The sequence below is a fragment of the Sulfitobacter sediminis genome, from assembly GCF_040811725.1.
Classification (GTDB): Bacteria; Pseudomonadota; Alphaproteobacteria; order Rhodobacterales; family Rhodobacteraceae; genus Sulfitobacter; species Sulfitobacter sediminis.
In genome coordinates, this window is sequence record NZ_JBFNXX010000047.1 from 1 (window position 1) to 11,472 (window position 11,472).

Here is an 11,472-nt window from a genome sequence, read left to right on the forward strand (position 1 = left end):
TCTCTACACCCCGCAAGAATGCTGGAACTACTTTTGCGAGGCCGGATATGCTTCTACGTAAACTGGAAAAGCTTTAGGGGCACGGAAATCAAGTGGGTGTGCCTTGCTCAGCAGCGGAAAGAAACCGACCTCGGTGGTCCAGATGTCATTGACGTGCTTCCCGATTGATATCCTCAATTCATGCTTGAAACCTTCCACCATGAACCTAACGGCCTGCTTCGACCTCCGTCTGTGTCACGATTGGCGTCGCGGGGTCTCGCGCTGGTCGGGCCCTGCCGATTGACGCCACGCCACCGTCGCTTGGAACGCTGCCTGGATCGCGGATTGGGTCTGCCTCGCCCTGCATGCCGCGCAGGAACTGGAACAGATCGCTGTCCGTCGTTAGGACAAGCGTTGTGTCGTCGGAGATCATGTCTCCGTAGGCCTGCATTGTTCGGGTGAAATCGTAGAATTCGACCGAAACGGCATCGACATTGTAGGCGCCCGCATAGATTGCTGCTGCTGCGGCATCGGCGGCACCGCGGATTTCCTCGACGGCGCGATAGGCTTCGGACTGGATCTTGTTCAGATCCCGCACCCTGTTGCCTTGAATACGGGCCGCTTCACCGTTGCCTTCGGACAGGAATCTTTCGGCGATCTGCCGGCGCTCCGAGATCATGCGGTCATAGATCTTGGGTCGCACGCTCTCATTGTAGTTTATGCGCTTGAAACGAATGTCGAGAAGCTCAATCCCGAAGACGCGCACCTTCTCCGCCGCCGCCTCGAAGATCTGCTGCTCGACCAGCGCCCGCCCCTTCGTGATGGGAACCAGTGCGCCAATGTCCTGCGCAAGCTCCTGATCAGTCAGAAGCGTGTCCCGAAGCGGCGTCCGGCCCCTGGTCGTGCGCACAATCTCGATAAGTTCGTGCTTGGCGACGGCGTTCCGCGTCTCGCTACCGAGAATATCATCGAGGCGCGACTGGGCGCTGCGCTCGTCGCGCAGGCGCAGAAAGTACTGCAGAGGATCGGTGATCTTCCAGCGCGCGAAGAGATCGACGGAGATATAGAGCTTGTCTTTGGTGGGCATGTCCGATGGCGAGCCGTCCCACTCCAGAACCCGGCTGTCGATCCGGTTAACCTCCTGAACGAAGGGGAGTTTTATCTTGAGACCGGCCTCGGTAATAGGCGCACCGACAGGCTTGCCGAACTGGGTGATGATGGCCTGTTCGACCTCGCCGACCGTGTAGACGGCGGATGACGCAGCGACGACCCCGGCAACCGCGATCCCCGAGGCAATAAGCGAAAGGGTCTTCATGGTTGCTCTCCTGTCTGTCGATCCAGGTTCAAAAGCGGCAGGATGCTTGCCGTGGACCCGTCGACAATGATCTTGGAGCCAATTCCCGGCATAACATCCTGCAGGGTTTCGATGTAGATCCGGCGCCGGGTCACGTCGGGGGCCTGGCGGTATTCCGTCAGGAGCGCCGTGAAGCGTGCCGCATCGCCCTCGGCTTCGTTGATCCGCCTCAGGCGATAACCATCGGCTTCGCGGATGCGCTGGTCCTTTTCGCCTTCGGCCAGAGGTATGACGCGGTTGTATTCGCGACGGGCCTCGTTGATGATCCGCTCCTTTTCTTGTTGTGCCTGGTTGACCTCGTTGAACGAGGCTTGAACCGGCTGGGGCGGATTGATGTTCTTCAGCTGTACCTGATCGATGCTGATGCCCATCGCGTATTTGGTCGCGAGCGCCTGCATTTTCAGCAGGGCTTCGCTTTCGATTTCCTGGCGCCCGACGGTGATCACCTCGTCAACTGTGCGGTCTCCCACAACTTCGCGCATGACGGACTCCGAGACGTAACGCAGGGTCGCGCTCGGCTCACGCACCTCGAACAAGAACTTCCGGGGTTCGGAAATCCGATACTGCACCACCCACTCTACGAGCGCGGCGTTGAGATCGCCAGTCACCATCTCGGTCTCGCGGCGACCGTCTATCGGGCTCTGATAGGGATCGGAGGCACCCGGAGTCGTGAAACCGAACTCCTGTTTAAGCTGGCGCTTGACCGGGACTAACCTGGTCACATCGATCCCGAACGGGATCTTGAAGTGCAGCCCCGGAGGGACCTCAGCCGCGTACTTCCCGAACCTTTGGACAATCGCGACGGAGTCACTCGGCACCGTGTAATATGACGACCACGCCCCAAACGCCACAAGCGCAATGGCGGCCCCGATTGCAAGACGCTTCACCGGTGGCAGACCGTCCGGCAGGATGCCGTGCAGCCGATCCCGGCCCCGCCTGAGAATTGCGTCAACCTCAGGGGGAACGCGGTTCTGCTTGTTTTTCCAAGGTCCGCGATCTTCCGGTCCATTGTCATCAGAAGACATCGCAAGCTCCTATTTCGGTTTTGGCAAGCGGTACGATGCCTGGCTCGCGCGTTTGACGGTGCGACTCGTTATGCGCCATCACATCGTCGGCTCTGAACAGCATGACCTCAGAGGTCCAGTTCCTTCAGGCAGGCTTGCGCAATGTCTCGGTCCGGGGCATCTGTTCCAGGCACCGTTGCCCAGCCGGCCGCAATCAGCGCATCGCGCCGCTGGTAGGTCGAGGCAGCCCGTATCATTTCCAGCTTGCGCGTTCGCTCGGGATCGGTGCGAGCCATGTCGAGGCAAACTGGCACCATCGATGCGACCACTTCGTCTCGGGACATCGCCATGGCCCTGTCGTTCGAGGTGCCGCTGGTCACCCAGCCACCCCAGGAAAATCCGACGATGCCGACAAAAGCAGCGCCGAACACGGCACCATAGATGCCTGGTTTAAGCCATTCGGGAGCGTTCATTTCAAGTCCTCCTGCGGAGAAAGCGCCGCTTCGCTGTGATTGTTCGTTGCACTTGTGGTCGCATCCCGGCGCAGCGCTTCTTTCAGGTCGCACTCGGATATCACCCGAAGTTCAATTCGCCGCACATGACGGCCCCTTCCGTGCACCGTCAGGTAGGTCGCCGTCCGTCTATAGGCCGCAAAGCTGAGCCCTTGAAGAAGCTCCTCTTCGACGAGAAGCTCGTACTCGCCCGCGGGCAAATCGCCGGGGCATCCCGGCAAGGTGAACGGGTTTGAAACGTCACCGTCGATCTGGTGCAACGCATGTTCATCTCATTTCTCCAAGATGTTGAAAGATCCGTCGCTCGCCATTGTGGAAGGGCCCTTGGATTCCGGGTCTTATCAATCGAGCGATATCCGCTTTTGTACATCTGGATCGTTCGACTGGCGCTGACGCATGTTAGTCTTGGCCATCGAACTGGTTCTGGACCGCTCAGTGACAGTCACCAGCACTTACCTGTGTAAGGGCACAGGAAAATACGTGCATGTAACCTTGGAAAACAGGGATGATTTGCGTTCCTGCAGCAAAGGAATGAAATGATGATGGCCGAACCCAGTTCTCTCAATTTGCATCCGCCTGAATTCGATCGATTTCTCCAAGCTTCAGTCGGCGAGGACCGGAACGGATATGTCGTGACAGTGCTCTCCACGCTCGCGCGGCTCGGCCTCGATCCCTGGAAGGAAACCGCTGAACTTGTCACCTCGGGGCGCGACGCCGCCCGATCGCGGTTGGACACACTACTATTTGGCTTTTCGGATGTTCCCACGCTCAAAACCGATCATGGCAGGGTCGCACGACACCTGAGCCAGCTGCTTCCTGAAGGCTCGAGGTCAGGTACCGTGAAGCGATCTGCCTCAACCTTCGCAGCCGGCAACTTGAGCAAAGGTGGAGCAATCTGGGCAGTGCTCACAATTATCTTTATCCTGTTTCAAATGATTATGAGCGGCGGGTCCGGGTCAGGCGAATGACAGTTTCAACCGAGAGCGTAGGGACGCCGACCCATGCGGCACACAAGTCTGGGACGCTAGCGCCGCAAGAACAGCACCTTCTATGGGACATGGAGGAGCACTTCTGGACCAGTGGCGACGACAACGCGCGGACAACGACAGCAAGCAACGCCGTGATGATTTTCCCCTATCCTCCCGGCATCCTCCAAGGCGACCAAATCTGGACCCATCTTAGGGAAAGGACCGGCTGGCGCTCCGTTGTCATGGCCGAACGGCGCGTGATGCGGTGTCATGACATCGCCATTCTCACCTATCGCGTCTCGGCAGAAAAACCCAATGTGCCGATCTACAAAGCACTCTGCGCCTCAACGTACCTCAATGATGACGACACCTGGCTGAGAATTTCCCATCAGCAAACTGCTGTGGCTTGAGTGACGCACGTCAATCGACCTGCCGCGGCCGCCAGGACTAACCTGCGTCAGTGCAGGGGCTCCGACGCTGGTTAGGTGAGCCGTGCCCGCCGAACATTCGGTGGTGCATTTTTCCGAGTACCCGAGAAGCGTGTGGTCGTGTTGAGCTCAAAAGGACGGCATGTCGACACGCTTCTTACTCTCGGAGCGTCCAGGAAAGGACAATTCCAATGACTCCTGAATAGAACAAGACTGCCGAGAAGATGAAGTCCGTGAAAGCCGCGTGGGACAAGGCGCCCTCCGGTCCGAAGAAGGACGCTGCTCTGAAGCATTACCAGGCAGCCGAGAAGGCGCATACAGCGAAGAACGACGCCGAGACGATTGTGTTGAAAAACTCGGTTCGCGGACCGAGGCGACCGATTTGGGAGAACATCTTCCCGCCAAAGCCCGCTTTTGCGAACGTAGTTTCATCGAGCCTGAATCAGAGGGACGTTGTTCCAAAATTTTGGCGCGAATTTTGCGGCGACGAGTTTTTCAACACAATCAGACCAACAAGGAACTCGCTGCGGCGACCCACGCCCTCGCGTGAACGCCATCGTTTGATGTGATACTTGGGGTCGCCTGCCGAGCAAGGGAGGGCGGCCCTTTCACTTCAGGAGCGGCCCGGTCTGATCCAAATATGCCGGATCGAACCCGGCAAGTTCCACCAGCCCGGCATAGTCGTGGAACGTCACCTGGCCATCACGGAAGGTGACCAGTTCACTCTCGCGAAGCTGCCGCAGGACGCGGTTCACATGGACCGCGCTCAACCCCAGCGTATCGGCGAGGTGGTATTGCGTCAGCGGGCAGTCGAATCCTTGTCTGCAGCCCATACCGACCAGCGCAAGCCTCGATCCCAGCTCCAGCAAGAAATGCGCCATGCGCGCATCGGCATCCCGACGCCCGATCCCGACGAGATGCTCCACGACCATCGCCTCATCCCTGGAGACCGCCCAGAGGATGGCGGTCGCAAGGCGCGGCGTCTGCGCGAACGCATCGAGTAGATCGCTCGTCAGCACTTCGGCAGCCTCGATGTCCACGATGGGTTCGAAACTATGATCCGACGTGCGCAAAAGAACGCTCCGCAACCCCAGAAAATCCCCCGGTATCTGGAAATCGACGATCTGACGCGCCCCGTCTGCCTGCAACTTGTAGGAACAGACCCAACCGGCGGACAGAATGTAAGCGGCTTGAGCCGACTGGCCCTGATACACCATGTCGCGCCCCGCGACGAAGGAGCGGCGACGCTGATGAAGTCGTTCAAGCACGGCCAGCTCGACCTCCGACAGAGTGACAAAGGCAGAAAGCTTGCGGGTCAGGGGGCTGAGATCGGCTGATGTCATGGAGGCTCCCAGCGTGTCGTGATCCAGGAGCGGAAATCGGTCCGGACACTGCTCTGGATCAGTGCAGCATAGAGCACTTCTTGCGAAAAGTACGGAAGCATTTGTGCCCCGCCTTCCCTTGGGCTCACGATGTCAAGGATGGAAACCCGGATGTCCACCGCGAGCGAACATGCAGGTCAGGCCGCCCTGTCAATCTGCGAAGCGCTCCTGCTTGCCATGAACGATCTCGGATTGCTGCCGGAGCACGAGATTGTGGGGGTTCTTCGCGACGCCGCGGCGACCCATGAGAATGCCATTGGCACCGAACTCGAAATAGAAAGCCACCGGGCCGTCGCCGAATTGATCAACGCGATCATCGCTGGCGGAAACTCGGTTCGACGCTCGTGATGCAATACCGCGGCGGTCTTGATCCGCAATCTCGAAGAATAGCCCCACCAGGTTGTCGCCGCCTTGCGCGCATCCAAGCCGGGCATTCGAACAAGGTACTTACGCCCGACAATCCTCGACAAGGAGCACGTCGATGTCATTCACTCCCCTCCACGACCGGGTGCTCGTTCGCCGCATTGAAGGTGACGAGACGACCAAGGGCGGCCTCATCATTCCCGATACTGCCAAGGAGAAGCCTCAAGAAGGCGAAGTTGTCTCCGTTGGTGCGGGGGGAAGGCGCGAGGACGGCGAGCGTATCCCGATGGACGTCAAAGCCGGCGACCGGATCCTGTTCGGAAAATGGTCCGGCTTAGAGATCAAACTCGATGGCGAAGACCTTCTGATCATGAAGGAGAGCGACATTCTCGGCGTGATCGCCTGAGTCCAAAACTTCAAACCAACCTCAGTCTCAGGAATTCACATCATGCCCGCCAAGGAAGTTCGATACAGTACCGACGCCCGCGACCGCATGCTGAAAGGCATCAACACGCTGGCCAATGCCGTCAAGATCACCCTCGGCCCCAAGGGCCGAAACGTCATTCTCGATAATTCCTGGGGTGCGCCGCGCATCACCAAGGACGGTGTGACCGTCGCCAAGGAGATCGAGCTGTCGGACCATTTCGAGAATATGGGCGCCCAGATGGTCAAAGAGGTCGCGCAGCGCACGAACGACGAGGCTGGCGACGGAACCACCACGGCAACCGTACTCGCCCATGCGATTGTCCGGGAAGGCATGAAGTCGGTTGCGGCCGGCATGAACCCGATGGATCTCAAGCGCGGGATCGACAAAGCCGTCGCTGCGGTCGTGGCCGAGATCAAGACCATGTCCAGACCGGTCGGCGACAGCGAAGAGATCGCCAAGGTCGGGGCCATCTCGGCCAATGGGGAAGCCGAGATCGGTCGGCAGATTGCCGACGCGATGGCCAAGGTCGGCAAGGAAGGCGTGATCACCGTCGAGGAATACAAGGGGTTGGAGACCGAAACCGAAGTGGTCGAGGGCATGCAGTTCGACCGCGGCTATCTGAGCCCTTATTTCGTCACGAATGCTCAGAAAATGGTCGTCGAGCTGGATGACTGCGTCGTCCTGCTTCATGAAAAAAAGCTGACCTCTCTCATATCCATGGTGCCGTTGCTGGAAGCCGTGATCCAGGCCGAGAAGCAACTACTGATCGTGGCCGAGGATATCGTGGGCAAGGCGCTGGCGACGCTGGTCGTCAACAAGCTGCGCGGCGGATTGAAGGTGGCGGCCGTCAAAGCACCGGGCTTCGGGGATCGGCGCAAGGCGATGATGGAAGACATCGCCGTGCTGACGGGCGGTCAGGTGATTTCCGTGGAAATGGGCACCAAGCTGGAGAATGTCACCATGGACATGCTCGGGTCCGCCAGAAAAGTCACGATCACCAAGGATGACGCGACCATCATTGACGGTGCCGGCGACAAAGGCGCGATCGCGGCGCGCGTGACGCAGATCCGGGCGCCGATCGAGGACACCACCTCGGACTACGACAAGGAGAAGCTGCAGGAACGGCTCGCCAAGCTTGCCGGTGGCATTGCCGTAATCCGGGTCGGCGGGGCAACCGAGATCGAGGTGAAGGAGCGCAAGGACCGCGTCGACGATGCGCTCAATGCCACCCGTGCCGCAGTTCAGGAAGGTGTCGTGCCCGGCGGCGGCGTGGCCCTGGTTCATGCCGGCAAGGTTCTGGCATCGCTGAAGGGCGAGAACGGCGATCAGGATGCCGGCATCAAGATCGTCCGGCGCGCGATCCAGGCACCGCTGCGCCAGATTGCCGAAAATGCCGGGGTCGACGGATCGGTCGTTGTTGGCAAGGTCATCGAGAACGACAGCCGGAGCTTCGGTTTCGACGCGCAGGCCGAGGAGTACGTCGACGTGCTGAAGGCCGGCGTTATCGACCCGACGAAAGTCGTTCGGATCGCCCTGGAAAACGCCGCGTCCAATGCCGGGCTATTGATCACGACCGAGGGGATGTTCGCGCAAAAGCCCGAGAAGGGCGGCGCCGGTAGCGAAATGTCCGACATAGGCGGAATGATGTGAATGGACGCGGCCTTTCATCAGGAGTCTCGGAACGAGAAATCACATTCCTGAAGGATGTGAACGCCGATCTGTTCAGCAAAATAATTCACAATCAGGAGAAACGGAAATGACCAAAGGCAACAAGCAACGCGGCAACCGTGAAGCGAAGAAGCCTAAGAAGGTGAAGGAAAAGGTCGTTGCAACAGCCGACTTCACGAAGGGCAAAACCTTGACCAATCTAGGCGAGCACAAAAAGAAATAGGTACAGAGCCAAATGATTGGCTATCACTGAATACGGAGCCTGATGGCGGCGGGAGACGACGCGCATAACACTTGGCAGAGCTTCCGCTGCGCAAGGCTGCACCTATGAGACGAGAAGCACCGGAGATTTCTTTCGCAGAGGCCCGGACGCTTGCTGCCTGAGCCGTCCGGGACGCGGCTGAGGCTCCGGCGACTGCGTCTCGTGGTCAGCGCATCCGCGTTGCGATGACAAAGACGCAGTCGACCCGAAAAGGTATGCTTATCCCGTGATCGATACTCATCAAGGCCTGCCCCACGAGGCAGCAGACAGCATAACGAAACCATTCGCACGCTTCCTGAAGATCGAAGCGGCAGCTGGTGGACTCCTGCTCCTGGTTGTTCTGCTGGCTTTGGGGCTGGCCAACTCACCGTGGCAAGAAGGCTTTCTTCGTTTCTGGGAGACCCCCATCGGCCTCACATTCGGCTCGTTGGATTTCACCCGCTCGCTGCGACACTGGATCAACGACGGTCTGATGACCCTTTTCTTCTTTGTGCTTTCTCTGGAACTCAAGCGCGAGTTGGTGCTGGGCGAACTGCGAAACCCTCGACAGGCTGCCCTGCCGTTCGCAGGTGCCTTGGGTGGCATGATCGTGCCGGTCTCTCTGTATCTTGCGCTGATGTCCGGCCAGCCCGGCATACATGGCTGGGGAACCGTAATGGCAACCGATACGGCCTTCGTGATCGGGTGCCTGGCGCTCTTCGGGGGCCGTATCCCGCCCACCTTGCGATTGTTCCTGCTGTCTTTGGCCATCTTTGACGACGTCGGTGCAATCCTTGTAGTCGCCTTCGGTTACGGTGAGGCGTTGAACTGGTCGGCTCTCGGATTGGGCTTTCTAGGGATTGTTATCGTCGCAGGCGCATCGCGACTCGGGATCAGAAGCGTACCGGTCTATTTCCTTCTGGGAGCGGCAGTCTGGTTATGCTTCGACGCTTCCGGCGTCCACGCGACCATTGCAGGTGTCATTCTGGGCTTGATGACGCCAACGCGCATATGGGTGAGCGATGCCCGCCTGCGTGCAATCCTTGGGCGCCTACTCGCCGCTCCGGCCGGCGATCGTCGACATGGAGATGCCGTAAGTCACCGCGACCTGCGTCAAGCCGGCAGAGCGGTCACTGAGTCGCTCTCACCGGTCGAACGGCTCGAGATGATGCTACACCCTTGGGTTGGCTTTGCAATCATGCCGATCTTCGCACTGGCAAATGCCGGCATCACGATTCAGGGTGTCGATTTCGTACAACCGGTCTCGCTGGCGATCATTGTCGGCCTGGTGTTGGGAAAACCGATCGGCGTCTTCGGGTTCAGCTGGATTGGCGTACGATCCGGCCTGGCGGCACTCGCGCCGGGCTTGTCGTGGCCTTTCATTCTGGCCGGCTCTTTTCTGACGGGGATCGGTTTCACGATGTCGTTGTTCATCGCAGGCCTCGCATTCGACAGTTCTGCCCTCAATGCGGCAAAGTTGGGTATTCTCGGCGGATCGGCGCTCTCGGCGATACTCGGCATCTCGCTACTGATTTGGCTCACATTGCGAAGGAGTTGACGAAAATACATAGCCGTTGCGATGCGCGACTTCGTTCATGTACCGTTATTTTCCATCGTCGATGTCGACGCCGATCAGTTCTGAGATGCTTTGCTGCCCAATGTTGCTGCAATAGCTGACGACGCAGCGCAACGTGCAGCAACTGCCCGTAAGTAAGGGAACACGAATTGGAACGACACGGGAACCGGTATGGGCCTCGGCTGGCTTTGCGCCCTGCTGATCCTCGTACTGGTGGTCTTGGCCATAGAGGCACCGATCAAACTTCTTCGACACTAGGCGGAAGCCGGAAAGGGCGCCCCGCCGTCCAGACACCGATCCTATGCGATGCTGCGCATGCAGTTGTGAGGCCTGTTTTTTAGGCGCCCCTTAGGGGTGCAACCTAGGAAGACGAGAAGATGAATTGGAACGACATGGGCTTCGGAATGGGTTTCGGGATGGGGTTTGGCTGGCTGTTCGGCCTGTTGATCCTTGTGCTGGTCGTTTTGGCCATAGCGGCGCTGATCAAATATCTTCGGAAATAGATCCTTGGCTTTTTCCTTGATCAACTCGCCATTCTGATCCTGACCTTGCCTGTCGTCTTCCCACTCATGACACAGCTGGGCTATGGTCAGATCTGGTTGGGTGTCATCTTCGTCAAGACCGCCGAAATCGGGCTGATCACCCCGCCCATGGGAATGAATGTCTTTGTGGTTGCAGGCGTCACGCGCATGCCAGTCAGCGAGGTCTTCAAGGGCATCTGGCCGTTTGTCGTGACCGAGCTTTTGGTGCTCGCGCTCCTGGTAGCGCTGCCGCAGCTCGCTCTGTGGTTCCCCGCTTTTATCTACGGATGAGATACTATTTGCGATACTACAATTCGTTGCCGATTGGATGAATAGTGGCTTTTCAAGACGCTACGACTGTTTCTATAGCACCAAAATCTGGTGCGTTTCGGTCCCTCTGCGTATGCAAAATGTCTGCTTCAAACGCACCGCAGCCGTTCGTGGGGTGCGCAGCATACGTAGATAGGGGCTCTGAGCCGACCTTCGCTGCGAACCAAATGGATGACCGCTCATGCGCAGAAAGAGGCCTTTCGGCATTGCAGCTACGTCCTCAGCGCCATCGTAAGGTTTGCAGTTTACGCACTTCGCTGTTTCACCACCTCCCTTCCCTGTTCCTCCTTAATCTTTCCCTGATAGTCGGAAATTTTTCCCTGTTATCAATTTAACAGGGAAATGCCTTCTAACTAACTGTAAACACTCGTAAAATCCAACAAAAAATCGCCAAGATCACCCAGATTCAGCCAAAAATTGCGGATTTTCCCTGTTTTTTCCCTGTTAACAGGGAAAACAGGGCTGAGACCGGTTCGCTCTGGACTGCGTCCACCGCCACATAATATCTATAAGTTATTGTTCTAATTTTTATTTTTCGCCCGGGATCATCGATCATCCCCCACGTTATCCCCCAAGCTGACTTGAACGCCTTAGGATATGCCAGGTGACGAGATCAAATCGTTACCAAGTGCTGTGTTCATACTGTCTAGCCCCCACGGACTGGGCCACTTCTTTGTAGAGTCTCGGGCATTGGCGGTCGCATGTTGAGCGCCTGGTGC

Annotated in this window: 15 protein-coding genes; 10 read left to right on the forward strand and 5 right to left on the reverse strand. The window is 58.2% G+C overall.

All coding sequences use genetic code 11. From position 1 onward, the window contains the following. Window positions 1-205 precede the first annotated feature (205 nt). From hflC to AB2B41_RS22290, 4 genes are all read right to left on the reverse strand, one after another. Complete coding sequence (hflC, locus tag AB2B41_RS22275) at window positions 206-1,294, reverse strand: protease modulator HflC (protein ID WP_367880028.1); 1,089 nt, start codon at window positions 1,292-1,294, stop codon at window positions 206-208. Further along, window positions 1,291-2,358 (reverse strand): FtsH protease activity modulator HflK, encoded by a 1,068-nt coding sequence (gene hflK / locus AB2B41_RS22280; protein WP_367880029.1) that lies wholly within the window; start codon window positions 2,356-2,358, stop codon window positions 1,291-1,293. The genes hflC and hflK overlap by 4 nt, the downstream gene beginning before the upstream one ends. A 107-nt stretch (window positions 2,359-2,465) precedes the next feature. Next, complete coding sequence (locus AB2B41_RS22285) at window positions 2,466-2,810, reverse strand: hypothetical protein (protein WP_367880030.1); 345 nt, start codon at window positions 2,808-2,810, stop codon at window positions 2,466-2,468. Then, entirely contained in the window at window positions 2,807-3,109 is a 303-nt protein-coding gene (locus tag AB2B41_RS22290) for a hypothetical protein (RefSeq protein ID WP_367880031.1), read from the reverse strand. Before AB2B41_RS22290 ends, AB2B41_RS22285 begins: the two co-directional genes overlap by 4 nt. A gap of 279 nt (window positions 3,110-3,388) precedes the next feature. Between AB2B41_RS22290 and AB2B41_RS22295 the strand changes: the two genes are divergently transcribed. The 3 genes from AB2B41_RS22295 (at window position 3,389) to AB2B41_RS22305 (ending at window position 4,814) form a co-directional block, all read left to right on the forward strand. Next, window positions 3,389-3,817 carry a hypothetical protein gene (locus AB2B41_RS22295; protein WP_367880032.1) on the forward strand — a complete coding sequence of 143 codons (429 nt, stop codon included), beginning with the start codon at window positions 3,389-3,391 and terminating at the stop codon, window positions 3,815-3,817. Beyond that, entirely contained in the window at window positions 3,814-4,227 is a 414-nt protein-coding gene (locus AB2B41_RS22300; RefSeq protein WP_367880033.1) for a hypothetical protein, read from the forward strand. Before AB2B41_RS22295 ends, AB2B41_RS22300 begins: the two co-directional genes overlap by 4 nt. 242 nt (window positions 4,228-4,469) lie before the next feature. After that, window positions 4,470-4,814 (forward strand): hypothetical protein, encoded by a 345-nt coding sequence (locus AB2B41_RS22305; RefSeq protein WP_367880034.1) that lies wholly within the window; start codon window positions 4,470-4,472, stop codon window positions 4,812-4,814. Between the two features lie 39 nt (window positions 4,815-4,853). Here AB2B41_RS22305 and AB2B41_RS22310 read toward each other — a convergent pair whose 3' ends face one another. Next, window positions 4,854-5,588, reverse strand: coding sequence for a Crp/Fnr family transcriptional regulator (locus tag AB2B41_RS22310; RefSeq protein WP_367880035.1), 735 nt, complete (start codon window positions 5,586-5,588; stop codon window positions 4,854-4,856). Between the two features lie 150 nt (window positions 5,589-5,738). Here AB2B41_RS22310 and AB2B41_RS22315 point away from each other — a divergent pair, with 150 nt between their 5' ends. The 7 genes from AB2B41_RS22315 (at window position 5,739) to AB2B41_RS22345 (ending at window position 10,714) form a co-directional block, all read left to right on the forward strand. Continuing rightward, window positions 5,739-5,975, forward strand: coding sequence for a hypothetical protein (locus AB2B41_RS22315; protein WP_367880036.1), 237 nt, complete (start codon window positions 5,739-5,741; stop codon window positions 5,973-5,975). 133 nt (window positions 5,976-6,108) lie between these two features. Then, entirely contained in the window at window positions 6,109-6,396 is a 288-nt protein-coding gene (locus tag AB2B41_RS22320) for a co-chaperone GroES (RefSeq protein WP_367880037.1), read from the forward strand. 42 nt (window positions 6,397-6,438) lie between these two features. Then, window positions 6,439-8,067, forward strand: a complete 1,629-nt coding sequence (gene groL / locus AB2B41_RS22325; protein WP_367880038.1) for a chaperonin GroEL — start codon at window positions 6,439-6,441, stop codon at window positions 8,065-8,067. Window positions 8,068-8,173: 106 nt separating this feature from the next. Then, on the forward strand, window positions 8,174-8,308 hold the full coding sequence (locus tag AB2B41_RS22330) for a hypothetical protein (protein WP_263720905.1): 135 nt from the start codon (window positions 8,174-8,176) through the stop codon (window positions 8,306-8,308). A 265-nt stretch (window positions 8,309-8,573) separates the two neighbouring features. Next, window positions 8,574-9,884 (forward strand): Na+/H+ antiporter NhaA, encoded by a 1,311-nt coding sequence (nhaA, locus tag AB2B41_RS22335; RefSeq protein ID WP_367880039.1) that lies wholly within the window; start codon window positions 8,574-8,576, stop codon window positions 9,882-9,884. Between the two features lie 395 nt (window positions 9,885-10,279). Next, the gene (locus tag AB2B41_RS22340; protein WP_268888901.1) at window positions 10,280-10,405 is read left to right on the forward strand and encodes a hypothetical protein; all 126 of its coding nucleotides are present in this window, start codon (window positions 10,280-10,282) and stop codon (window positions 10,403-10,405) included. Further along, window positions 10,406-10,714, forward strand: coding sequence for a TRAP transporter large permease subunit (locus AB2B41_RS22345; RefSeq protein ID WP_367880040.1), 309 nt, complete (start codon window positions 10,406-10,408; stop codon window positions 10,712-10,714). Window positions 10,715-11,472 lie beyond the last annotated feature (758 nt).

Excerpts from the sequence above, each read along its gene's own strand:
- AB2B41_RS22315 (WP_367880036.1), top strand. The coding sequence starts at position 5,739 with ATGTCCACCGCGAGCGAACATGCAGGTCAGGCCGCCCTGTCAATCTGC.
- AB2B41_RS22310 (WP_367880035.1), bottom strand. The coding sequence starts at position 5,588 with ATGACATCAGCCGATCTCAGCCCCCTGACCCGCAAGCTTTCTGCCTTT.
- AB2B41_RS22330 (WP_263720905.1), top strand. The coding sequence starts at position 8,174 with ATGACCAAAGGCAACAAGCAACGCGGCAACCGTGAAGCGAAGAAGCCT.
- hflC (WP_367880028.1), bottom strand. The coding sequence starts at position 1,294 with ATGAAGACCCTTTCGCTTATTGCCTCGGGGATCGCGGTTGCCGGGGTC.
- AB2B41_RS22340 (WP_268888901.1), top strand. The coding sequence starts at position 10,280 with ATGAATTGGAACGACATGGGCTTCGGAATGGGTTTCGGGATGGGGTTT.
- groL (WP_367880038.1), top strand. The coding sequence starts at position 6,439 with ATGCCCGCCAAGGAAGTTCGATACAGTACCGACGCCCGCGACCGCATG.
- AB2B41_RS22305 (WP_367880034.1), top strand. The coding sequence starts at position 4,470 with ATGAAGTCCGTGAAAGCCGCGTGGGACAAGGCGCCCTCCGGTCCGAAG.
- AB2B41_RS22320 (WP_367880037.1), top strand. The coding sequence starts at position 6,109 with ATGTCATTCACTCCCCTCCACGACCGGGTGCTCGTTCGCCGCATTGAA.
- AB2B41_RS22300 (WP_367880033.1), top strand. The coding sequence starts at position 3,814 with ATGACAGTTTCAACCGAGAGCGTAGGGACGCCGACCCATGCGGCACAC.
- hflK (WP_367880029.1), bottom strand. The coding sequence starts at position 2,358 with ATGTCTTCTGATGACAATGGACCGGAAGATCGCGGACCTTGGAAAAAC.
- AB2B41_RS22295 (WP_367880032.1), top strand. The coding sequence starts at position 3,389 with ATGATGGCCGAACCCAGTTCTCTCAATTTGCATCCGCCTGAATTCGAT.
- AB2B41_RS22285 (WP_367880030.1), bottom strand. The coding sequence starts at position 2,810 with ATGAACGCTCCCGAATGGCTTAAACCAGGCATCTATGGTGCCGTGTTC.